20 protein-coding genes are annotated in these 21,140 nt (G+C 73.7%); 8 read left to right on the forward strand and 12 right to left on the reverse strand.

Annotation, left to right across the window (positions count from 1 at the left end; translation table 11 throughout):
* Nucleotide 1: 1 nt before the first annotated feature.
* The gene (locus ACFYYW_RS43725) at nt 2–3,472 is read right to left on the reverse strand and encodes a BTAD domain-containing putative transcriptional regulator (RefSeq protein ID WP_387659097.1); all 3,471 of its coding nucleotides are present in this window, start codon (nt 3,470–3,472) and stop codon (nt 2–4) included.
* Between the two features lie 278 nt (nt 3,473–3,750).
* Between ACFYYW_RS43725 and ACFYYW_RS43730 the strand changes: the two genes are divergently transcribed.
* Both ACFYYW_RS43730 and ACFYYW_RS43735 read left to right on the forward strand, forming a co-directional pair.
* Entirely contained in the window at nt 3,751–4,953 is a 1,203-nt protein-coding gene (locus ACFYYW_RS43730; protein ID WP_364420721.1) for a histidine kinase, read from the forward strand.
* Between the two features lie 21 nt (nt 4,954–4,974).
* Nucleotides 4,975–5,661, forward strand: coding sequence for a response regulator transcription factor (locus tag ACFYYW_RS43735; protein WP_352331247.1), 687 nt, complete (start codon nt 4,975–4,977; stop codon nt 5,659–5,661).
* 16 nt (nt 5,662–5,677) lie between these two features.
* Here ACFYYW_RS43735 and tsaA read toward each other — a convergent pair whose 3' ends face one another.
* Nucleotides 5,678–6,082, reverse strand: a complete 405-nt coding sequence (gene tsaA, locus ACFYYW_RS43740) for a tRNA (N6-threonylcarbamoyladenosine(37)-N6)-methyltransferase TrmO (protein WP_352331243.1) — start codon at nt 6,080–6,082, stop codon at nt 5,678–5,680.
* Nucleotides 6,083–6,268: 186 nt separating this feature from the next.
* Between tsaA and ACFYYW_RS43745 the strand changes: the two genes are divergently transcribed.
* Nucleotides 6,269–6,697 (forward strand): VOC family protein, encoded by a 429-nt coding sequence (locus ACFYYW_RS43745; protein ID WP_387659303.1) that lies wholly within the window; start codon nt 6,269–6,271, stop codon nt 6,695–6,697.
* Between the two features lie 27 nt (nt 6,698–6,724).
* On the opposite strand, the gene ACFYYW_RS43750 is transcribed toward ACFYYW_RS43745, so the two are convergent.
* Together ACFYYW_RS43750 and ACFYYW_RS43755 are read right to left on the reverse strand one after the other, a co-directional pair.
* Nucleotides 6,725–7,249, reverse strand: a complete 525-nt coding sequence (locus ACFYYW_RS43750) for a YceI family protein (protein ID WP_387659102.1) — start codon at nt 7,247–7,249, stop codon at nt 6,725–6,727.
* Nucleotides 7,246–7,704, reverse strand: coding sequence for a nuclear transport factor 2 family protein (locus tag ACFYYW_RS43755; RefSeq protein ID WP_387659105.1), 459 nt, complete (start codon nt 7,702–7,704; stop codon nt 7,246–7,248). Before ACFYYW_RS43755 ends, ACFYYW_RS43750 begins: the two co-directional genes overlap by 4 nt.
* Before the next feature lie 108 nt (nt 7,705–7,812).
* Here ACFYYW_RS43755 and ACFYYW_RS43760 point away from each other — a divergent pair, with 108 nt between their 5' ends.
* Together ACFYYW_RS43760 and ACFYYW_RS43765 are read left to right on the forward strand one after the other, a co-directional pair.
* Nucleotides 7,813–8,724: a LysR family transcriptional regulator gene (locus ACFYYW_RS43760; protein ID WP_387659108.1), complete on the forward strand. Its 912-nt coding sequence runs from the start codon at nt 7,813–7,815 to the stop codon at nt 8,722–8,724.
* Between the two features lie 27 nt (nt 8,725–8,751).
* Complete coding sequence (locus ACFYYW_RS43765; RefSeq protein WP_387659306.1) at nt 8,752–9,063, forward strand: GNAT family N-acetyltransferase; 312 nt, start codon at nt 8,752–8,754, stop codon at nt 9,061–9,063.
* On the opposite strand, the gene ACFYYW_RS43770 is transcribed toward ACFYYW_RS43765, so the two are convergent.
* Together ACFYYW_RS43770 and ACFYYW_RS43775 are read right to left on the reverse strand one after the other, a co-directional pair.
* Nucleotides 9,064–11,148 carry a sigma-70 family RNA polymerase sigma factor gene (locus ACFYYW_RS43770; RefSeq protein ID WP_387659111.1) on the reverse strand — a complete coding sequence of 695 codons (2,085 nt, stop codon included), beginning with the start codon at nt 11,146–11,148 and terminating at the stop codon, nt 9,064–9,066.
* The gene (locus ACFYYW_RS43775; RefSeq protein WP_352328917.1) at nt 11,148–11,462 is read right to left on the reverse strand and encodes a YciI family protein; all 315 of its coding nucleotides are present in this window, start codon (nt 11,460–11,462) and stop codon (nt 11,148–11,150) included. Before ACFYYW_RS43775 ends, ACFYYW_RS43770 begins: the two co-directional genes overlap by 1 nt.
* A gap of 63 nt (nt 11,463–11,525) precedes the next feature.
* Here ACFYYW_RS43775 and ACFYYW_RS43780 point away from each other — a divergent pair, with 63 nt between their 5' ends.
* Nucleotides 11,526–12,185, forward strand: a complete 660-nt coding sequence (locus tag ACFYYW_RS43780) for a DUF998 domain-containing protein (protein WP_387659114.1) — start codon at nt 11,526–11,528, stop codon at nt 12,183–12,185.
* A gap of 147 nt (nt 12,186–12,332) precedes the next feature.
* Here the strand turns inward: ACFYYW_RS43780 and ACFYYW_RS43785 are convergent, their stop codons facing one another.
* The 6 genes from ACFYYW_RS43785 to ACFYYW_RS43810 all read right to left on the reverse strand — a co-directional run bounded on the left by ACFYYW_RS43785 (nt 12,333) and on the right by ACFYYW_RS43810 (nt 18,491).
* The gene (locus ACFYYW_RS43785; protein WP_387659117.1) at nt 12,333–13,424 is read right to left on the reverse strand and encodes a TIGR04500 family putative peptide maturation system protein; all 1,092 of its coding nucleotides are present in this window, start codon (nt 13,422–13,424) and stop codon (nt 12,333–12,335) included.
* Between the two features lie 30 nt (nt 13,425–13,454).
* The gene (locus ACFYYW_RS43790; protein ID WP_387659120.1) at nt 13,455–14,438 is read right to left on the reverse strand and encodes an MvdC/MvdD family ATP grasp protein; all 984 of its coding nucleotides are present in this window, start codon (nt 14,436–14,438) and stop codon (nt 13,455–13,457) included.
* An 89-nt stretch (nt 14,439–14,527) separates the two neighbouring features.
* Nucleotides 14,528–14,686: a hypothetical protein gene (locus ACFYYW_RS43795; protein ID WP_352328666.1), complete on the reverse strand. Its 159-nt coding sequence runs from the start codon at nt 14,684–14,686 to the stop codon at nt 14,528–14,530.
* Between the two features lie 82 nt (nt 14,687–14,768).
* Entirely contained in the window at nt 14,769–14,930 is a 162-nt protein-coding gene (locus ACFYYW_RS43800) for a hypothetical protein (RefSeq protein WP_352328664.1), read from the reverse strand.
* Between the two features lie 59 nt (nt 14,931–14,989).
* Complete coding sequence (locus ACFYYW_RS43805; RefSeq protein ID WP_387659124.1) at nt 14,990–17,137, reverse strand: peptidase domain-containing ABC transporter; 2,148 nt, start codon at nt 17,135–17,137, stop codon at nt 14,990–14,992.
* Between the two features lie 514 nt (nt 17,138–17,651).
* Complete coding sequence (locus ACFYYW_RS43810; protein ID WP_387659127.1) at nt 17,652–18,491, reverse strand: alpha/beta fold hydrolase; 840 nt, start codon at nt 18,489–18,491, stop codon at nt 17,652–17,654.
* A 158-nt stretch (nt 18,492–18,649) separates the two neighbouring features.
* On the opposite strand from ACFYYW_RS43810, the gene ACFYYW_RS43815 reads away from it, so the two are divergent.
* The gene (locus tag ACFYYW_RS43815) at nt 18,650–19,630 is read left to right on the forward strand and encodes a GlxA family transcriptional regulator (protein ID WP_387659130.1); all 981 of its coding nucleotides are present in this window, start codon (nt 18,650–18,652) and stop codon (nt 19,628–19,630) included.
* 119 nt (nt 19,631–19,749) lie between these two features.
* Nucleotides 19,750–21,132: a DJ-1/PfpI family protein gene (locus ACFYYW_RS43820; RefSeq protein ID WP_387659133.1), complete on the forward strand. Its 1,383-nt coding sequence runs from the start codon at nt 19,750–19,752 to the stop codon at nt 21,130–21,132.
* The last annotated feature ends 8 nt before the right edge of the window (nt 21,133–21,140 follow it).

The following is a 21,140-nucleotide window of genomic DNA, read 5'->3' on the forward strand; positions in this document are numbered from 1 at the left end:
GTCAGGCCCCGGCGGCGTCGGCGCCGGACTCCAGCCCGGATTCCAGCGCGGACTCCAGCACGGCCAGGAAGTGGTCGACCGGCCCGATGCAGGCCACCGCCGATCCCCCGGAGATCCGCCCGGCGTAGGGCAGCAGCTTCTCGTACGTCGTCCGGCAGGCCGCGACGTCGCCGGCGGCGGCCTGGGCCGCGCCCTGCAGGCAGGTCATGGTCAGCCACGACCAGTCCATCGGCGGGGCGGGCCACCCCTGCCCGGCCAGGGCCACGGCCTGGCTCCGGCGTCCTTGGGCGCACAGCTCCAGCACCCGGGCGTCGTGTTCCACGGTGGGGTGGATGCCGCTGATCAGGTCGATGAGCGGGCCGGCCTCGGCCATGGCGCCGCGCTGGTAGTACAGCATGAGGCGGCCGTTCACCGCGACGGCGCCCGCGTACCACATGCCGATCCGCTTGGCCTGCCGTTCGGCCTCGCCGTACAGCGCGTCGGCCGCGGCGAACCGGCCGGCCAGGGTGAGCCGGTTGGCCCGCCACATGGTGTGCTGGAACCGCGGCCACGGCAGCTGCAGGTCGTCGAGCAGCGCCTCGCAGCGGGCGGCCGCCAGGTCCGCGCCGGCCAGGTCGTGCATCTCCAGCCGGTAGTGGGTGTCCATCATGTGGGCGAGCAGCTCGAAGCCCGGCGTCCTGGTCCGCGCGGCCAGGTCGTGCAGCTCCTCGGCGATCTCCATGAGCTCGGCGATGTGGGTCGCCTGCGGCACGGACAACGCGCGGGCGTTCAGCGCCCGCATGAGCAGGTGCGGGTCCCCGATCCGGCGGGCCATCGCGACGGCCTCGGCCGACAGCGACAGGCATCGCAGGTCGTCGTCGCTGCCGTTGTACAGTTCCTGCGCCAGGCCGCCGAGCAGCAACGTGCGCTCGACGCCGTCGGCCTCGGGCAGCGCGCTCAGCGTGGCCTCGAACTGCTCGACCAGCCGCAGTTCCACCGGTTCGTACGGGTTGCGCAGCGTCCAGATGGCCGGCGCGTCGAGTGCGGTGAGCGCGCGGGTGATCAGGGCGGGGTCCGCTTCGGCGCGCTGGGCCACGCGCAGGGCCTGGGCCCGCAGGTCGCGCGCGCCCATCGCGTCTCCGGCGTCCAGCAGGGCGCGCACCTGGTGCAGCAGGAGTTCCACGTGCTGGGCGGGGTCGCCGTCGCAGGCGCCGTGAGCGGCGACGGCCCGTCCCCACCAGGCGGCGGCCTCCTCGTGCGCCATGCGCCGGCTCGCCTGCCCGGCCGCCGCGCGGGCCCAGTGCGCCGTCTCCCGGTAGGCCAGCGGCCCGGCCTGCACGGCGTGGTGGGCGATGACGGTCACGTCGGTGCTGGGCCTGGCCGACAGGGCCCGCATCACCTCCCGGTGCAGCACGCCCCTGCGCAGCGGCGGGACGCCGGCGATCAGCGTCTCCCTGACCAGGTCGTGGACGAACGTCATGACCCCGTCGCCGCTGGTGACCAGCCCGGCCTGGGCGGCCCGGTCGAGCAGCTCGTAGGTCTGCTCCGGCCACGACGCGCAGGCCCGGAACACCTCGACGACCAGGCCGGGATCGAAGCTGCGGCCGATCAGGGCGGCCGGCTGGAGTATCTCCGTCGCCCGCGGCCCGAGCAGAGCCAGCCGCCGGCGGATCAGGTCGGACACCGCGTCGGGCACCACCTCCAGGCCCTGCCCCTGCGCCATCAGCCGGACGCTCTCGCGGACGAAGAACGGGTTGCCGCCGGTACGCCGGGTCAGCAGGTCGGCCGTGCAGCCGTCCACCAGGACGCCCATCTCCCGGGCGAGCGTCCCGACGTCGGCGGCGTCGAGGCCGCTCAGCCGGATGCGTACGAGGTCGTAGCGGGCGAGCTGGTACAGGACCTCGTCCACCGACAGGTTGAAGGACGCGGCGGGGGTGAGCGTCCGGTCGTGGTGCACCGCGTCGCGGAAGGCGGTGACCAGCAGCAGCGGGCGCTCGCCCGGGTACGCCTCGGACAGCACGGCGACGTCCCTGAGCAGTTCGAGCGTGGCGGAGTCCGCCCAGTGCAGGTCGTCCAGGATGATCACCAGGGGGTGGGCGCGCGCGGCCTCGACGAGCCACCGGGCGACGGCCCGGTTGCGGTGCGGCGACGCCGGCGCGCCAGTGGGCCAGTCGTCGTCCAGCAGCCCGCTCAGCGCCTGGCGCTCCGCGGGCGGCACGGTCCCCGCCAGCGCGCGCAGCACCTGGAGCCACGGCCACAGCGGCGGCACGCCCTCCCCTCCGCGGCAGCGGCCCCACAGCACCAGATGTCCCAGGTCCACGCACTCGTCGCGGAACGCCTGCAGCAGCCGGGTCTTGCCGATGCCGGGCTCGCCGCTGACCGCGGCGACCACGACGCCGTTGTGCTGCGTCGCGCCGGGCAGCGCCGTCAGCTCCGCCAGCCCCCGCTCGCGGCCGATCAGCCGTCCCCGCGCCGCGCGCCGGGCCTGACCGGCCCGCCCGGACGCGGCCGCACCGCCGCTCGCCACGGCGTCCGGAACGGCGTCCGGAACGGCCTCCGTGACGGCCTCCGGAACGGCCTCCGTGACGGCCTCCGTGACGGCCTCCGTGACGGCCTCCGTGACGGCCTCCGTGACGGCCTCCGTGACGGCCTCCGTGACGGCCTCCGGACGGACGAGGGACAGCCGCACGGGGCCCGGCTCGGGCGGCGGGGTGATCGACCGCGCCTGCCGGAGGATGTCCTTCTCCAGTTCCCGTAGCTCGGGCCCGGGATCGAGGCCGAGCTGATCGGCGATGACCTGCCGCGCCCTGCGTAACGTGGCCAGCGCGTCGGCCTGCCGCCCGGACCGGTAGAGGGCCAGGGCGCGCAACCACCACAACCGCTCGCGCAGCGGGTGCTCGGCCGTCTCGGGCTCCAGCTCGTGGACGACCGGCTGCGGGCGGCCGGCGTCCAGCAGCGCCTGGGCGCGGGACTCGATCGCGTTCATGCGCAGCTCGCCCAGGCGGTTCACCTCCGCTGCGGCCCACAGCTCGTCGGCGAACTCGCCGTAGGGGACGCCGCGCCAGAGCCCGAGCGCCTCCTCCAGCAGGGGCAGCGCCTCCGCGGGCGGGCGCAGCTCGGCGTCGGTGACCAGCTTGCCGAAGCGCAGCGCGTCGACGTCCGCGGTGGCCAGGAGATAGCCGGGCCGGCGGGCCATCAGCAGCCGGGGCGGCGTGCGCGGCGCGCGGGACGGCTCCAGCACCCGGCGCAGGTTCGACACGTAGACGTGGACGGAGCCCACCGCGGACGCCGGCGGCCTGCCCCGGTACAGGTCCTCGATCAGCGTGTCGGTGGAGACGACCGTCCCGGCGGCGGCCACCAGCCGGGCGAGCAGGGCGCGCTGCCGCGGCCCTCCGAGGCTGATCGGGCCGCGGGCGCCGAGGATCTCGAACGGCCCGAGCACCCGGAACCGCACGACCTCCACCCGGCCGCCGTCCTGCCGGCCGCCGTCCACCCGACTGCTGTCCTCCCGGCTGCCCGCCTCACCGGTCCCGCCGTCCGGGCCGTGGTGCTGTCCGAGCCCTCCGCACCGTTCCCCATCGGCTGTCTCCTCGTGACGAGAGGTTCGCGACATCGTTCCATCGTGGCCGCCGCCCGGCCCGGTCACGTCACTCGTGAGGGTGATGCGGAAATCCGTCCCGGGCGGGACGCGGGCGCTCTGCAACTTCCGCGGCAGTCGATGTCCACCCCCGGTTTGATGCGCCGGGGGTGGCGCCGGGGTTAGCGTGACGGGTGCCCTTCACCGCCCCGTCCATCGTCCGGCGGGTGTTCGCGGTCCACCCGCTGCTGCTCGACGGCGCCGTGGCCCTGACGCTCGTCGTCGGCACCTGGCTGTGGGAGATGTTCGAGCCGGGCCGGGGGCGGCCGGGCGACGCCCTGTCGGTGGCCCTGACCGTGCTGGTCAACGCGCCGCTGGCGCTGCGCAGGGTGACCCCGGTGGCGGTGCTGCTGGTGTCGGTGGGCGCCTCGCTGGTCTACCACGTGCTGGGCTACCACCTCGGGCTGAACAGCATCGGGCCGCTGGTGGCGCTCTACTCCGTCGCCGCGCACCGGTCGTGGGCGTGGTGCGCGGCCGGTTCGGTGCTGATCGTCGTCGAGTGGACCTACGCCTCGGCGCAGCAGCCCGGCGTCGCGCTGTGGTCGGCCGCCGCGCAGTCGTGCATCGTGGCGGCCTGCGGGGTGGGCGCGGGCACCAGCGTGCGGCTGCTGTCGGAGCGCACCGCGCAGCTCGCCGACCTCGCCGCGCAGCTGCGCGCCGAGCAGGACGCCGCCGCCCGGCGGGCGGTCACCCGCGAACGGGTGCGCATCGCCCGCGAGTTGCACGACGTCGTCGCCCACCACATGTCGGTCATCTCCGTACAGGCCGGGCTGGGGCGCTACGTGGCGCTGAGCGACCCGGCCACCGCCCACGCCACGCTGGGCGTCATCGCCGACACCAGCCACGAGGCGCTGACCGAGATGCGCCGGCTGCTGTCGATCCTGCGCATCGAGGCCCACGACGACGACGAGGGCCTCTACGCCACCGCGCCGGGCCTGCTGGCCCTCGACCCGCTGGTCGAGCGCATGCGCGGGGCGGGCGTCGCCACCGAGCTCGTCGTCGAGGGCCGGGCTCGGCCGCTGCCGTCCGGCCTCGACCTGTGCGCCTACCGCATCGTCCAGGAGTCGCTGACGAACGTGCTCAAGCACGCCGACCCCGGCCGGGTCGAGATCCACATCGGCTACGGCCCGGCCACGCTGACGTTACGCGTCAGCAACGACGGCGCCGCCGTCCAGGCGGAAGACGGGCCGTCCGGCGGCCACGGGTTGATCGGCATGACTGAACGTGTCAGGCTCTACCAGGGCTCGATCACCGCCGGGCCGCTGCCCGCGGGCGGGTTCGAGGTGCTGGCGACCTTCCCGCTCCCCGTGCCCGGCGCCGACGATCGGCCGCCGTGACGACCGTGAAGCAGGTGCGAGATCAAAGTCCTCGTCGTCGACGACCAGGTGCTCATCCGCGCGGGTCTGGCCGCGCTCCTGCGCGCCGCGGGCCTGGAGGTCGTGGGCGAGGCCGCCGACGGTGAGGAGGCCGTGCGCCTGGCCGCCACGCTGCGGCCCGACGTGATCCTCATGGACATCAGGATGCCCGGCATCAACGGCCTGACGGCGACCGAGCGCATCCTGGCCGCCGCGCACGACCCGCCGCCCAAGGTGCTCATCCTGACCACGTTCGACCTCGACGAGTACGTCTACAACGCGCTGCGCCTGGGCGCCGGCGGGTTCCTGCTCAAGGACACCCCGCCCGAACGCCTGATCGCCGCCATCCACACGGTCGCGGCGGGCGACATCCTGCTGGCCCCGGCCGCGACCAGGCGGCTGATCGAGGCGTTCGCCGAACCGCCCGCCCCGCCTCCCTCCCCCGCCCTCGACCGGCTCACCGGCCGCGAGACGGAGGTGCTGCGGCTGGTCGGGCACGCGCTGTCGAACAAGGAGATCGCCGAGCGGCTGTCGGTGAGCGAGGGCACGGTCAAGACGCATCTCAACCGGCTGATGGCCAAGCTGGGGCTGAGCAGCCGGGCGCAGGTGGTAGTGGTGTCGTACGACGCCGGCCTCGTCCGTCCCGGCCACTCCCTGTCCCGCCGGACGGCCGCCGACGACCAGGGTTAGCGCAGGACGGCCGCGGTCAGCGGTCGGGCGTGAGCAGGGGCTTGACGTCGAGGATCGGGGTCGCGTCGAGCGCCTCCAGGTTGCGGACGTGCACCCGCCGCCCCTCGACGGCCAGGATGTGCACGGTGTGCAGGCCGATCGGGTTGGGCCGGTCGGGTGCGCGGGTGGCGAAGACGCCGGTGAGCGGCCGGGCGGCGTCGCCACGCGGGTGGACGGCGAGGGTGTCGCGGTCGGCGCGGTCGAGCCAGGTGAGCAGCAGGACGTCGGTGCCCGGGGTCAGGCCGTCGAGGGCGGGGGCGTACCGGTCGTCGAAGACCAGCCAGGCGTCGGGGGCTCCCTCGTCGGGCTGCCGGGGCGCCGCCGCGCGATCGGTCAGTGTCGACTCGACGCGCCCGACCGGGCGCAGCGTGTGTTCGGTCACGAGTCCTGGATCTTTCCCCGTGCGGGGACGCCGGTCAAGACCGTCGATCCCCCGAACCCCGCCGGGCAAGGATCGGTGTTTCGCCGGCGGCGTGTCGAGAACGCGGCGCCGGCTCCGTCCTGGGAACATCGGCGGCCGGCGAGCGGCCGCGTGTGACGAAGGAGGCCCGGAGTGGCGATTCAGCGGATGGACAACGTGCTCATCGTCGTCGAAGACCTTGACGCGGTGATCGCGTTCTTCCTCGAACTCGGCATGGAGCTGGAGGGCAGGGGGCCGATCGAGGGGCGCTGGGCGGAGCGGGTCATCGGGCTCGACGGCGTCCGGCAGGAGGTCGCGATGTTGCGGATCCCCGGCGCCCCCGGCGGGATCGAGCTGGCCATGTTCCACACGCCGAAGCCGATCCGCCCCGAGCCGGCGGACCCGCCGGCGAACACGCTGGGCATGCGCCGCGTCATGTTCGCCGTCGACGACGTCGAGGACGTCGTCGCCCGCCTGCGCCGGCACGGCGCCGAGCTCGTCGGCACGCTGGAGCGGTTCGAGGACAACTACCTGCTGTGCTACGTCCGCGGCCCCGAAGGGATCGTCGTCGGCCTGGCCCAGCAGCTCGGCGGGTGAGGCGGGGCTCCCCGTGCGTCCGTGCCGCTAGGGCCGCCGGACCGCGGCGAGGTCGAGCTCCAGCGCCACCTTCCTGGCGACCAGTCCGGCGGCGGCGTTCCACTTCACGCCCCAGTCCGTACGGTCGATCGTGACGCCGCCCTTGAGCCGCAGCCGGAGGTCGTCCCCGTCGCCGGTCAGCTCCAGGTCCAGGGTGATCGGGTTGCTCACGCCGCGGATGCTCAGGTCACCGGTGACCTGGAAGGCCGTCTCACCGGTCCGCTCCACCCGGTTCGAGGTGAAGGTGATCATCGGGTGGTCGGCGTCCTTGAGGTACTTGCCGCGCAGGTACCGGTCGCGCTGCGGGTTGCGGGTCTGGACGCTGCCCGCCTCGACGGTGAGCTCGACGCGTGACCTGGACGGGTCGTCGCCGTCCAGGTGGCCGGTTCCGGCGAACCGGTCGAACTGCCCGCGTACGGCGGGGCCGACGGTGTGCCGGGCGACGAAGCCGATCCGGGTGCGGGCCTGGTCGAGGACGTAGTCGCCGGTCAGGGCGCGAAGGCCGGCGGTCATGCCGGGCGCTCCTGGTCGCCGGCGGGAGCCGAGCCCGGCAGCGGGCTGATGTCGAGGTATCTGACCTCGTAGACGCGTTCGGCGAACTTCCAGCCGTCGCCGGTGCGCTGGTAGCGGTCGTGGTAGAGGGCGTGGTTCGCGTGGGAGCCGCCGTCGCGCATCCGCCCGAACTCGTGCACGTAGACCCGGCCGGTCGCGGTGTCGCCGTCGATCCGGATGACGCCCGGGTGCACGTTCTGCACGAAGAACTCCCACAGGCCCTGCCCCCACTCGATCCCGGCGCGGATCGCCTCCCGGCCGGCGAACTCCTTGCCGATGTGCGGCCACCGCATGACGCCGCCGGGCGTGAACAGGGACTCGACGCGGTCGTAGTCGCGGGTCATCACCGCGTCGGTGAGTTCGCCGCGCAGCGCCTCGATCTCGACGCGGTCGGAAATGGCTTGCATGTCGAGCATGCGGATCTCTCCCTCGCTCGGGTGGAAGGTGGTGCGTTCAGCATCGAGGCAGGTCGGAGGGCGAACAAGGTAGGGTTCGTGGGGCGATCCATAACCTGGGGGTTATCCGTGGAGCTGAGGGACATCGAGATCTTCCTGACGCTCGCCGAGGAACTGCACTTCGGCCGTACCGCCGAACGGCTGCGCGTCTCGCAGGCGCGCGTCAGCCAGGCCGTCAGCAGGCAGGAGCGGCGCCTCGGCGTGGCGCTGTTCGACCGCACCAGCCGCCGCGTGGCCCTGACCCCGGTCGGCCGCCGCCTGCGCGAGGATCTGCGGCAGGCCTACGACCTGCTCCAGGAGGGGCTCGCCCGGGCCGAGGCCGCGGGGGTGGGCGCGGGCCGCACGCTGCGCCTGGGCGTGTTCGGCCACGCCGGCTACGAGCTGCGCCCGCTCGTCGACGCCTTCCGCGCCCGCCATCCCGGCGCCGACGTCCGCTTCAGCGAGGTCACCGGCGGCGACCCGTTCGCCGCCCTGCGCGCCGGGGACGCCGACGCGCACGTGTTGTGGTTGCCGGTGGCCGAACCCGACCTCACCGTCGGCCCCACCGTGCTCGAAACGGGCCGGGTGCTGGCGGTGTCGGCCGGGCATCCGCTGGCCGGGCGGGGCGGGGCGTCGCTGGAGGACCTGGCCGACGAGCATGTCGTCGACCTGGGCCCGGCCGCCCCGGAGTACTGGGTGGCGTCCATGGTCCCCACCCGCACGCCGCTGGGCCGCCGCATCCCGCGCGGGCCCGTCGCGCGGACGTTCCACGAGATCCTCGCCCTGGTCGCCGCCGGGCAGTGCGTCCATCCGCTGGGCGAGATCGCCGCCCGCTACAACCGTCCGCCCGGCGTCGTCTTCGTGCCGCTCCACGACGCCCCGGCTCTCCGGTTCGCCCTGGTCTGGTCGTCCACCGCCGACGGTCCCGCCGTCCGCGCGCTGGCCAGAACCGCCGCCGACCTCGGCCCCCTCTCGCTCGGCGGGAGCGGCGCGCCGGGCTGAGGCCCGCTCGGCGGGCCGGACGACCTGCTGTTCGTGGCCGAGGCGGACGGTGAGGTGGCGGGCATGGCGGAGGTCGTCCTGCGATCGGCGCCTCCCGACCATCAGATCCTGATTCCGCGGCGCACCGCGGAGGTCCACACCGTGGTCCTTGACCGCCATCGCGGGCGAGGCGTCGGCCGCGCTCTGCTGGCCGCGGCCGAGCGGACCGCCAGGGACCGCGACGTCGAGTTCCTCCTTGCGGTGATCTTCGCCCCGAACGAGGACGCCGTCGGCTTCTACTCCTCGGCCGGATTCGGCGACCACGGACTGCTGCTCGGCAAGGAACTGAACGCGGGCTGATCAGCAGTCCGAGCCGCTGACGTCGGCCGAGTCCGGCAGCGTGTGCGGGCCGGGCCGGCGGGCCGCGCCGCTGCCGGGCGGGCGTGCGGACGCCGCGAGCCGGCTCAGGGTGTAGCCGCCCGAGGCCTGTTTGAACAGGTACTCGGCGCGTTCATAGGACAGGCGGCGCCTGCCGGTCTCGGGGCACAGGTCGGCCGGGTCCGGCGTCCGGGCGGGGGCGGGCCTGCGGTCGGCCAGGAAGAGGGGGCCGCGGGCCCGGCCCGCGACCAGCTCCTCCAGCAGGGCCGCGGCCCCGTCGCCCCACGTGAGCGTGGCGGCGCGGCGGGCGGGCAGGTCGAGGTCCTCGACGTTGAGCGCGAGGACGGCGGCGGCCGAGGCGCCCGACTCGTGCACCAGCCGCCACAGCGCCCTCTCCCGCGTCGACGGGTGCCGCCAGAGCGCGGCCAGCGCCTGATCGTCGACGGCGGGGCGTCTCCTGCGGTCGTCGTGTTTCCTGGGCAGCTCGGCCGGCAGGTCGCCGAGGCCCGCCCACGCGCCGAACGACCGTACGGCCGCGCGGTGGCGGTTCCAGGTCCTGGGCGCGGCCGTGCTCCAGGCGGCGGCGAACACCCTGGCCACCAGGGCGGGGGTGAGGTCGGCCAGCGGCGTGGCGGCCCCCAGGTCCAGGCGCAGCCGCCGCAACGTCTGCCCGTAGGACCGGATCGTCCCGGCGTCGAGGTCCGTACGGGCCAGGAACCGGTCCGCCGCGTCGCCGAGCAGGGCCATGTCGGGTGTGCCGGCCGTACGGGCGAGAGGGGAGGCGGTGCGGTGGCGGGCGGCGCGGGCGAGGGGGGAGGCGGTGCGGTGGCGCGCGGCGCGGGCGAGGAGGAAGGCGCGTTCGGCGGCGTTGCGGGTGAGGGCGGCGGCGCGCTCGAACGCCGTCGCGGCCTCGCTGTAACGCCCGGCCCGCGCCAGCAGGTCGCCGTGGACGGCGGACAGCGGCGGGTAGTCCCGCAGCGCCGGGTCCGACAGCAGCGGGTCCATCAGCGCCAGCCCCGCCTCCGGCCCGGTCGCCATGCCGACGGCGACCGCCTGGTTGAGCCGGACCACCGGCGAGGGCAGCAGCCGTGCCAGCGGGCCGTAGAGGGCCGCGATCCGGTCCCAGTCCGTGTCGGCCGCCCCGGCCGCCTGCGCGTGACACACCGCGATCGCCGCCTGAAGGACGTACGGCCCGAGCCCCCCGCCCGCCTCTCGCGCCCTCAGCATGGAGGCGAAGCCGCGCGCGATCAGCTCCCGGTCCCACCGTCCCCGGTCCTGCTCGTGCAGTTGCACCAGCTCTCCCGACGGCCCGGTACGGGCGTCCGCGCGCGACTGCTGGATCTCCATCAGCGCCACCAGCCCGTGCACCTCGGACTCGCCCGGCGCCAGCTCGGCCAGCAGCCGTCCGAGCCGCAGCGCCTCCAGCGCCAGTGCGGGCCGCGTCAGGTCCTCGCCCGCCGTGGCCGAGTAACCCTCGTTGAAGATCAGGTAGATGACCTCCAGCACGGACGCCAACCGTACCGCCAGTTCGGGCCCCTGCGGCAGCTCGAACGGCACCCCCTCGTCGGCGAGCGTGCGCTTGGCGCGCGCGACGCGTCCGGCCACGACCGCCTCCCGCACCAGGAACGCGCGGGCGATCTCCGCGGTGGTCAGCCCGCCGAGCAGCCGCAGCGTCAGCGCGGTCCGCTCCTCGGCGGGCAGCACGGGATGGCTGGAGACGAACATCAGCCGCAACACGTCGTCGCCGGCCTCGGCCTGCTCGGCGTGCTCGGCGTGCTCGGCGTGCTCGGTCTGCCCGGGGTGTCCGGGCTGCTCGGGCTCCAGGTCGCGGACGGCCCGGTCGTGCCGCCGGGCGCGGCGCAGGTGGTCGAGGGCGCGCCGCTTGGCGGCGGTCGTCAGCCACGCGCCCGGCCTGTCCGGCACGCCGTCCCGCGGCCAGGTCTCCAGCGCGGCGACCAGCGCGTCCTGGGCGAACTCCTCGGCCAGGCCCACGTCGCCGAGCATCCGGGCCAGCCCGGCGACGATCCGCGCGGACTCCTCCCGCCAGACCGCCGTGACGGCGTCCATCAGTAGATCTGGCGCATGTGGCACTCGCCGTCGCCGACGACCGCGAAGAAGCGCCGCGAGACCTCCAGCGCCTCCTCCCGCGAACCGACCTCGACCAGCGCGAACCCGCCCGCCATCTCCTTGGCCTCGGCGAAGGGCCCGTCGGTGACGGTCAGCTCGCCGCCCGCGGACCTGAGCACGGTGCCGCCCAGCTCCATGCCTCCGGTGGCGAGCAGCACGCCCGCCTCGGTGAGCTCCTGGATGAACCTGCCCATCTCGGCGTGCAACGTCTCGTCGTCGCGCCGCTCGCTCACGTTCGTCAGCAGAAATCTCATGTGCGTTCCCTGTCACATCGCTCGTTCGTCGCGTATGCAGTAGAACACGAAAGGACACGGGACATGACCGCCATCGCCCCCACCTCCCCCGCCTCCCCCACCACCTCCTCGACCCGCGCCCTGCTGACCGCGGGCGCCGTCGCCGCTCCCCTGTGGACGGCGGTCAACCTGGCCCAGGTGCTCACCCGTGAGGGCTTCGACATCGTCCGCCACCCGCTCAGCCAGCTGTCGACCGGCTCGCTCGGCTGGGTCCAGGTGGCCGACTTCCTGGTCGTCGGCGCGCTGGTGATCGCCGGCTCGTACGGGCTGCGCCGGACCGTCCCCGGCCGGTGGCTGCCCCGGCTCCTGCTGGTCAACGGCATCGGGATGATCCTCGCGGGGATCTTCCGGATGGACGCCGGCGACGGCTTCCCCGTCGGCACCCCCGCCGGCCCGCCCGCGACGATGAGCTGGCACGCCGGGCTGCACATGGCCTCGGGCTCGATCGCCTTCATCGCCCTGGCGGCGGCCTGCTTCGTGCTCGGCCGCCACTTCTCCGGCGCCGGAGCCGCCGGCTCGGCCGTCGCGTCCTTCCTGGCGGGCGTGGCCGTCATCGCCGGCAACGGCTGGACGATGGGCGGCGGCCCAGGGGGTTCGGTGACCCTGGCCGTCGGCGTCACCGGCGCGATGTTGTGGATGTCCGCCGTCGCCTTCCGGCTGCGCCGCCGGGGCTCCCTCACCTGACGGGACGTCCGCTGGTCGGCACTGCCCGGCGTCTGGTCGCAGGCCCTTCTCGACAAGGTCGATCAGGTCGTGCACGGCTGGATCGGCGAGCCGGACGTCGCCGCGCTGCGCTCCGGTCCCGTCCCGATCTCCGTCGGCGTCGGGGGCTCAGGAGGCGCGCAGCTCGGCGTCGGCCGCGTCCGTGCGGGCCCGGCTGCCCCAGAACCACTCCAGGTGGGCGGTCCGCCGCTGCTCGGTCAGCCACTCCTCGAACAGGTGCCGCTCGATGAGCCCGCGGCGGATCTCGTCGAGCACCGCCGGCTCCACCGCCAGCACGTGCGCGACGCAGAGCCCGCCGTCCGGGAGCCGCCCGGGCCCGAGCACGTCACCGGCGGCGGCCTCCTCGGCCTCGGCGCCGAAGAGCCCGATCAGCGAGCTCCTGTCGTTCGCCTCCATGCGGCACGTGGCCGCCCCCGCCAGCACCTCCTCGGTGGCCAGCGCGACCGGGTCGGCCTTCCCGCCCCGCAGCGCCGCGGCGGCGGTCGCGGCGCGGTCCGCGTCGGCGTACCGCAGCCTGACCACACGCAACCAGTCGAAGTCCGCGCGACGGGCGGCGAAACGCTCCTCCACGCGCCCGCCGAGCACCTCACGACGCAGGTCCGCCACCGCTGCCTCGCCGGCCACGATCTCCTCCAGACGGGCGTGGGTCAGCCCGCGCTCGCCCATCCAGCGCCGCGTCGCCTCCGCGGTCAGCAGGCCGCGGGCCCGGCGGAAGGCGTCCATGGCCTGCTGGAGCCGGTCCGGGTCCGGGTCCAGGTCCCGGGTGGCCAGAGCCTGTTCGACGAGGGCGGAGTTGACCAGCCGGCGGGCCAGGTCGGTGTCCTCCCACAACACGTCGAGCACCGAGACGGCCTTCTCCCACGTCACGTCGGCGCCGTTGACGCGCAGCAGGAGATGGCCGCCGGAACGCTGACCTCCGCGCAGTGGCCAGGGGATGGCGCGGTCCGGCGCCACGGCCAGCGACACGGTCGCCCCTGGCACGGGGAACAGCAGGTCGTAGTGGTAGTCGCCGGTCGCGGCCTCGCTCTGCCAGAGCAGCCGCATCGGTGTCCCCGGATGGCGGGTGCGCAGGGCCGTCAGCCGTTCGCGGGCGCTCTCCGGCGGCACGCCGTCGAGGCCGCGCAGCCATTCCAGCGCGTCGCCGAGCAGAGCGGGCGACAGTCCGGCCCGCTGCTGCGACCCGTCAGGCGGCAGGTTCACGTCAAATCCTTTCGTTCGGCTGTGCGCGGATCACGGCTCGGCGAGCAGGTCGCACAGCGCCTGGCTGATCGGCAGGCCGGTCAGGTCCTCGATCCACAACCACTGGCCGTTGGGGTTGATCTCCAGGAACACGTACCGGCCGTCCGGCGTGAGAATCAGGTCGACGGCGCCGTAGACGAGGCCGAGGCGTTCGGTCAGCGCCACGCACCGGTCGGCGATCTCGTCCGGCAGCGCGTGGACGGCGTGCGGCGTGGCGCCGAGGTCGTAGCTCCGCCAGTCCACGCTGGCCCGGTTGCTGACCTGGGAGTGGATCTCGGCCGTGAACGTCTGCCGCCCGACCACCGTGACCCGCAGCTCCATGCGTTTGCGGACGTACGGCTGCGCGATGACGGGGCAGAACCGCAGCCCCTCCGCGTACGCCAGGTCGCGGCCCGAGACGAACTCGCACTTGCGCAGCACCGAGTGGCCCCCGGCGAGATCCTCCACCCACGGCTGGCCGATGGCCTTGGTGATGATGTGCCCGTCATGCCGGTTGTGGAAGTCCCACAGGGCGTCCGCCCGGCTCGTGATCAGCGTCTCCGGGATCTCGAACCCCAGCTCGGCGGCCAGCGCGAGCTGGGACGGCTTGTGCCTGGCACGCGTGAGCGCCGACTCCCGGCCGGGCACCGGACGGCACGGCAGGGACTCCCAGAGGCCGGCGAGCACGGCGGCGGCCTCCTGGGCGGTGTAGGCGGCCACCGCGGGGTCGGTGACGGCCGGATGCGCCGCCGGCGGCCGCGGGCGCCGCCACCACACGGTGGTCACCGAGTCCAGGTCGAGCGTGTCCGACCCGGTGTGCAGCAGCCGCCGGGTGAGCCCCCGGCCGTCGTAGGCCAGCTCGACGTGCGCCCGCGCGGGATAGTCCCCGTTGTCGAAGACGCTGGTGCGGACGCCGCGCCGGACCAGCAGCTCCCTGACGCGGTCGGCGTGGACGTCGCCGTCGCAGGTGAGGACGAGGACATGCGGGCAGGACACGGAAACTCCTTGGGCGAGGCCGGGCTTCTCGGAAGGGTGGCCGCCGCCTCCCGGGACCAGGGGGACGGCGGCCGCGGTGTGAGCGGAGATCAGTCCATCCCGCACCAGCCGGGCGGGTCGAAGTAGCACATCATGACGTCACCCCAGTCGGGGTCCTGCCCGCCGTTGAGGATGCTGAGCGCACTCTCGTCCAGTTCGGCGCCGATCGGGGCAATGTCCCCGAGTTCGGTCTGCGGCTTGGCGTTCACGGAACTCTCCTTACGGTCGGCGGCGTCGCGGCCGCCGCCCCGCGGATGACGCGGAGTGGCGGCCCTGAGCCCTGCGGATGGATCAGTAGTCGTGCGTGCAGATGCCCGGCGGGTCGTACCACGACAGGCGCTTGCACTGCTCGTCGTCGTACATGCCGCCGTTGAGGGTGCTGAGCGCGCTCTCGTCCAGTTCGGCGCCGATCGGGGTGATGTCCCCGAGTTCGGTACGCGGCTTGACGTCCATGGAGGTCCTCCTCTCTTTTGTCGTTCGCCACGAACGAGACTGCTGATCAGCCCTTGGCGTCAGCTTGGGCCGGCTTGAAGGGGCCTGCCGGACAGTTGTGAGCGGACGAGGGACGCGTACAAGCCGCTCGCCGCCACCAGCTGGTCGTGGGTGCCGCCCTCGACGATCCGGCCCCGGTCGAGCACCAGGATCAGGTCGGCGTCCCGGATCGTGCTCAGGCGGTGCGCGATCACGATCCGGGTCTGCGGGAGGGCGTCCAGGTTGGCGCTCAGCGCCGCCTCGGTGTGCGCGTCGAGATGGCTGGTGGCCTCGTCCAGCAGGAGGATCTCGGGCCGGGCGAGGATGGCCCTGGCCAGGGCGATGCGCTGGCGCTGGCCGCCGGACAGGCCCCCGCCCTCGGTGAGCAGGGTGTGGTAGCCGAGGGGCATGGCCAGGATGTCGTCGTGCACGCAGGCCAGCCTCGCCGCCTGCGCCACCTCGCGCGGGTCGGCGTCGGGGCTGCCGAGCGAGATGTTGTCCGCGATCGACCCGGTGAACAGCGCCGGCTCCTGCGTGACCACTCCGAACCGGGGCCGCGGCCGGTGCGACAGCGGCGCGCCGTCGTAGCGGATCTGGCCTTCGACCGGCGGGACCAGCCCGAGCAGCAGCCGCGCCAGCGTGGTCTTGCCGGATCCGGATCGGCCCACGAGCGCGACCTTCTGCCCGGGGGCGATGCGCAGGTCGACCCCTCGGACGATCCAGGGGCTCTCGGGCGCGTACCGGAAGCCAACGCCGCGCAGCTCGATCCGGGTCCGCGGCGTGCCGGTGGCGGGCAGGGGCGGCGCCAGGGGCTCCGGTTCGGCCTCCCAGATGTCGGCCAGCCGGTCCGCCTGGGCGCGGGCGGTCTGCAGCCCGCGCAGGTTTCTGGTCAGCGAGGCCAGCGGGGCCAGGGCGGCGGCGGCCAACGCCTGCACTCCCAGCAGCGCGCCCGGGGTGAGCACGCCGTCCACCGCCTGCCACGCACCGGCCCACAGCAGTGCCAGCGGCGCGGCGAACCCGAGCGCCGCGAGCAGGCTGTCCTGCGCGCCCTGCGCCGACGCACCCCGCCGCACCCACCGGGTCTGGACGGTCAGCAGCTTCCCCCAGCGCTCCAGGACCTGGGTCTCCGCCCCGGCCGACTTGATCGTCTCGATGCCTCTGACGGCCTCGACCAGCAGTCCTTGCGCGTCGTTGCGGGCCTCCTGCTCGCGGTGCGCCAGGTCCCGCAGGCGCTGCCTGGTGAGGAGCAGCACCAGGATCTGCGCCGCCGCCAGCCCCAGGAGCACGCTGCCGAGCAGCGGCGACCGTACCGTGACCGCGATCAGATAGCCGGCCGCGAGCGGCGCGTCGAGCAGGGCCGACAGCACCTGGCCCGTGAGGACCTCCCGCAGCACGCCGGCCGCGTTGATCCGCGAGACCAGGTCGGCCGAGCCCCGGTGGGCGAAGAACCGGAACGGCAGGGCGAGCAGCCGCCCGGCCAGATCGTCGAACAGCACCGCGTCGGCCCGCGACCGCAGCACGGCCAGCGCCCAGGCCCGCATCCCGCTCACCGCCAGATGGGCGAGCACCGCCCCGGCCGCAGCCGCCCCCAGCAAGGGCAGCAGACCCACTTCGGCGTGCCCGAGCACCCGGTCGACCACGTTCTCCGTGACGACGGGCAGGGCCAGGCCGAGCCCCTGAAGGAGCAGGCTGAGCAGCACCAAGGCGGCCACGAGCGCCCGGTGGTCCAGGACGCTGAACCGGACATAGCGCGCCCACCAGGGCCGCCGATCCCCGAAGTGCCCGCGCTGGAACCCGGCCCCGGGAGCGAACGTGAGCGCCACGCCGCTGTAGTCACAGGCGAACTCCGCTCTGCCGATCCTGAACCGCCCGACGCCCGGATCGACGATCGTCACCACGTCCCCGGCCACACGCTCCACGACGACGAAATGCTTGGCCCGCCAATGGACGATGGCGGGGAACGGCAGCTCCGGCACCTGGGCGGCGGGCACCGAGAGCGCATGGGTGTCCAGGCCGTGCGCGCGGGCGACGCGCACCAGCGCGAGCGCGCTGACACCGTCCCGGCCCACGCCCATCTCGGCCGCCAGGGCGGGCAGCGAGACGCGGCGCCCGTACGCGCCGAGGACCATCGCCAGGCATGCGGCGCCGCATTCGACCATGCTGTGCTGGAGTACGACAGGAACACGCATGCGCGGCAGCCTCCGTCCTCCTCCTTCGAAACCGCTGGTGCTCACTTGGGAGGCACGTGGGAGACCTTGGGAACGGGTGCGGAGGCTGGTCCTGGAACGACTCCAGAAGATCAACCGCCGTCGCGTCATGACCCATCTCGCGGACCACATCGACGAAGGCCGTCTGACGGCGCACCCAGAACAGGGATGACCATGACACGGATGTCATTGCGCTGGACGCCGGCGGGCTCACGTCGTTCGCGCTGAGGGGCAGCGCCTGCCCGGTGGGGAGAAAGCCAGCCCCGCAGCAGCCGCTCGCATGGCGCGGCTGCCTCACCCCGCCGTTCGACGTCGCCTCGGAGCGCCGCGCGCGCGGCGTCCTCAGCCCGCCAGGCGGTGCGCACCTGACCCAGTAGCGCACCGTTGCGCTCGAATCCCGCCTGCGCCAGCCCCGCCGTCTCCTCGCGCAGGACAGGACGACAGTGTCCACCTGCCCTTCGGCAGCCAACCTCCGGTCGAGAGACCGGCCGTCCTTTCAAACCACCTCATCCGGGGCGTGCAAACCCGTCAGAAACTCCCCCACAACCTGGGCGAACGCCACCGGGTCATCGTCATGCACCCAGTGCCCGCACCCCGCCAGCTCCCGAAGCACAGTGCCCGGCCTCCGCGCCGCCATCTCCCGAGCCATCACGGTCGGCAGTACGAAGCTGTCCAAGCCATGCACCAGCAGCGCCGGACAGTCCGAGCCGAGCCAGTCGCTCCACCAGTCCCCCATGAGCGCCTCCTGCGAGGCCACCATGTCGTCATGGTCGAACAGCAGCCCCCACCCCTCGGGCCGCTCGACGGCGCTCTCCAGGAAGTAGCTCGCGTCCGGAATCCCCTGCTCCTCGATCGCGCGGCGCAAACCCGCCAGGGTGTCGGCACGCCGAGTCCACCCGCGCACGTCAAGAACGGGATGCGCGATCTCGGGCCGCCGGTTGAGCGCACCCCCTTCCTCGACGATCAGCGCGCGTACGAGCTCGGGATGCCGAGCGGCAAGCCGGAAGGCGACCACGCCTCCCATCGAGTGGCCCAACACCACCACCGGCCCGACCTCGAGCCCTCGCAGGAACGCGGCAGCATCCTCCACGTATGCATCCGGCCTGAAATCGCCGTCACCCCGCTCGCTGCGCCCATGCCCGCGCTGCTCCAACGCGATCACCCGATGCCCCGGCGCCAGCGCGGCGGCGAGCGGCGCGAAGGCACGCGCTCGGCCGAAGTGCCCGTGCAAAGCCAGCACGACTCCCGCGCTCGCCCCAGCTCGGTCATCGGCATCAGGATCAGAGTCGAACCAGGCCAGCCGCAGACCACGCACGTCCGCGATTTTCTCGATCATGACCCGTGAGGCTACCGGCCCACCCCTCGCACCGGCCGCTCGTTCTGCGACACTGTCAGCTCCGCCTTGGGCCGGCGGACCTCGCAGTGCCTGATCCGTCCGGTCTCCGGCGCTGGTTGCCCTCGTGGGCATCGGTGGAGCTTGCCTACTGTGTCCGTGTGAGTGACGTGACGAGCGGGCGTACGGGACGGGTGGTCGTGCTGGTGCTGCCCGAGGTGAACCTGTTGGATCTCGGCGGCCCGGTCCAGGTCTTCAGCGCAGCGGCCCACTTGGGCGGCTGCTACCGGCTGGAGTACGTCGCCGAGACCGGTGGGGTGCGCTCGGCGCAGGGGCTCGAGCTCGCCGGGCTCCAGGCGCTCGCGGCGACGCAGGCGGGACCGGGTGATCTGGTGCTGGTACCGGGGCCACGACTGACCGGATCCGACCGGCTGGTGTCGAGCGCCGCAGTGCGATGGCTGCGGGAGGCTTACGACGCGGGGGCGCGGGTGGCATCGGTGTGCAGCGGCGCCGCGGCCCTGGGAGAGGCGGGGCTGCTGGATGGCCGGGCGTGCACGACGCACTGGTCGCTGACCGGAGCGATGCGCGAGCGGTATCCGGCAGCCCGGGTCCGCGAGGCGGCCCTGTACGTCCACGACGGGCGCATCAGTACCAGCGCGGGCATCTCCTCCGGGATCGACCTTGCACTGTCCCTCGTCGAACGCGACCACGGCCCGGAACTGGCCGCCGCCGTCGCCCGTGAGCTGGTGCTCTATCTACGGCGGGACGGCGATGCCGCCCAGATCAGCCCATTCCTGCGCTACCGCGACCATGTGCAGCCCGCCGTGCACCGGGTGCAGGACCACCTGGCGCAGAACCTGGATGTCCCGCACTCCCTCGACGAGCTCGCCGCCGTCGCCCATCTGTCGCCGCGTGGTCTGACGCGGGCCTTCACCACGGCCACCGGGATCACTCCGCTGGCCTACCAGCGCCGGCTGCGCCTGGAACGGGCCCGTGCCCTGCTGACGGACACCGACCTGACGGTGGAGACGGTCGCTGCCCGTTGCGGCTTCCGTGACGCACGGCAGTTGCGCCGCCTGGTCACCGCGAGCTTCGGCGTTTCGCCGTCCCGACTCCGCGGGCAGTTGCGCCCCGCCGGCTGAAACGCCCGCCGGGAACGGCTCCTGACGCCTTCCCTCGGCCACTTCCTTTCTTGTTCTCCCCATGGGGGCGGTTGCGTGTGCCACACCGCCATCCATCGACCGCTTTATGGAGGTATGTCGTGTCAAGATTGAACAGGGGGCGCTGGGTGGTCCGCCGTGCGGGCTGGGTGCTCATGGGCACGGCGTTGTCGGTGGCGTCGTTCGCCGGCATTGCCTTCGCGGGGGTGAGCATGTCGATGGCGGACAGTTTCGCCCCCGCACCGACCGCATCGGACGCGCGTGCGTGGCCGACGGCGCGGGCCGTGCCGACCGGCCGGATCACGGTGGCCGTGGTGGTCAGCAACGAGGGGTCTGTGGCCACCGACGTGATGGCGCCGTACCGGGTGTTCGCCGAGTCGGAGAAGTTCTTCGTCTACACCGTGGCAGCCGAGCGCCGCGTCTCCCCGATGTCCGGCGGAGCCCATCTCCTGCCCGACCACACGTTGGCCGAGGTGGGCAGGGGAGCGATCCCTGAGCCCGACGTGGTGGTCGTGCCCGCGGTGACCGAACCGGCCGACGCCAAGGAGGCGCGGCTGCGCGAGTGGATCGTGGAGCGGCACCGCAAGGGCGCGCGTGTTCTGGGAGTATGCGCGGGCTCGGAGCTGCTGGCGGCCTCCGGCCTGCTGGACGGCCGGGACGCGACCTCCTTCTGGTCCAACATCGGCTCCTTGCAGCGCGATTACCCCCGGGTGCACTGGAAGCGCGGCCGGCGGTATGTGGAGGACGGCCGGGTCACCACCACCGCCGGCATCACCTCCGGTACGGTCGGAGCCCTACGGGTCGTGGAGGAACTGGCAGGCAACGGCGAAGCCGCCCGAATCGGGAAGGACCTGTCGTATCCAGGCTGGACTCCGGACGGGCCGACCACGATCCCGGCCAACCACCTCACACTCGGCGACCTGCCGTACGCGCTGAACGCCGCGTTCCCCTGGCGGCGCTCCACGGTGGGGATCGGCCTGGTCGACGGCGTCGACGAGATCGACGCCGCAGCCGCCTTCGAAGCGTACGGCGGGGTGTCCTTCAGCGCACGTACGGTGGTCCTCGGCAGCCGGGGCACAGTCACCACTCGTCACGGCCTCGTCCTGATCGCCCAGCCGACGGGTTCCAGCTCCCACGGAGTGGACCGCTTCGTGGTGCCGGGCGTCGCGGACGTGTCGGCCGTCGACACGTCGCTGCGCACCTGGGCGCACCGCAACAAGCTGGCCGTCGAACTGCCCGGCGGAGGACGGCATGCCGGTGAGTTCGGCTTTGATCCGGTCCTGCGTGACCTCGCCCGCCACAGCGACCGCTCCACGGCCCGGGTCACGGCGAAGTTCTCGGAGTACCCCTCCGCCCATCTGACGCTCACCGGGGCGGCCTGGCCCTGGCGGTCAACCCTGCTGGCCGTCGTGGCGGCCGCGGTCAGCGTCGGTGCGGGGTTCCTGCCGACGGCGATCCGGCAGGCTGTGCGGCGGCGCGCCTGAGTGGCGTT

Source organism: Nonomuraea sp. NPDC001831, from assembly GCF_042892035.1.
GTDB lineage: Bacteria > Actinomycetota > Actinomycetes > Streptosporangiales > Streptosporangiaceae > Nonomuraea.

What these genes read in the sequence shown, in the direction of transcription:
- ACFYYW_RS43810 (WP_387659127.1), bottom strand. Translation starts at nt 18,491, where the DNA reads ATGATCGAGAAAATCGCGGACGTGCGTGGTCTGCGGCTGGCCTGGTTC.
- ACFYYW_RS43750 (WP_387659102.1), bottom strand. Translation starts at nt 7,249, where the DNA reads ATGACCGCCGGCCTTCGCGCCCTGACCGGCGACTACGTCCTCGACCAG.
- ACFYYW_RS43770 (WP_387659111.1), bottom strand. Translation starts at nt 11,148, where the DNA reads ATGGACGCCGTCACGGCGGTCTGGCGGGAGGAGTCCGCGCGGATCGTC.
- ACFYYW_RS43755 (WP_387659105.1), bottom strand. Translation starts at nt 7,704, where the DNA reads ATGCTCGACATGCAAGCCATTTCCGACCGCGTCGAGATCGAGGCGCTG.
- ACFYYW_RS43780 (WP_387659114.1), top strand. Translation starts at nt 11,526, where the DNA reads ATGACCGCCATCGCCCCCACCTCCCCCGCCTCCCCCACCACCTCCTCG.
- ACFYYW_RS43775 (WP_352328917.1), bottom strand. Translation starts at nt 11,462, where the DNA reads ATGAGATTTCTGCTGACGAACGTGAGCGAGCGGCGCGACGACGAGACG.
- ACFYYW_RS43800 (WP_352328664.1), bottom strand. Translation starts at nt 14,930, where the DNA reads ATGGACGTCAAGCCGCGTACCGAACTCGGGGACATCACCCCGATCGGC.
- ACFYYW_RS43805 (WP_387659124.1), bottom strand. Translation starts at nt 17,137, where the DNA reads ATGCGTGTTCCTGTCGTACTCCAGCACAGCATGGTCGAATGCGGCGCC.
- ACFYYW_RS43745 (WP_387659303.1), top strand. Translation starts at nt 6,269, where the DNA reads ATGGACAACGTGCTCATCGTCGTCGAAGACCTTGACGCGGTGATCGCG.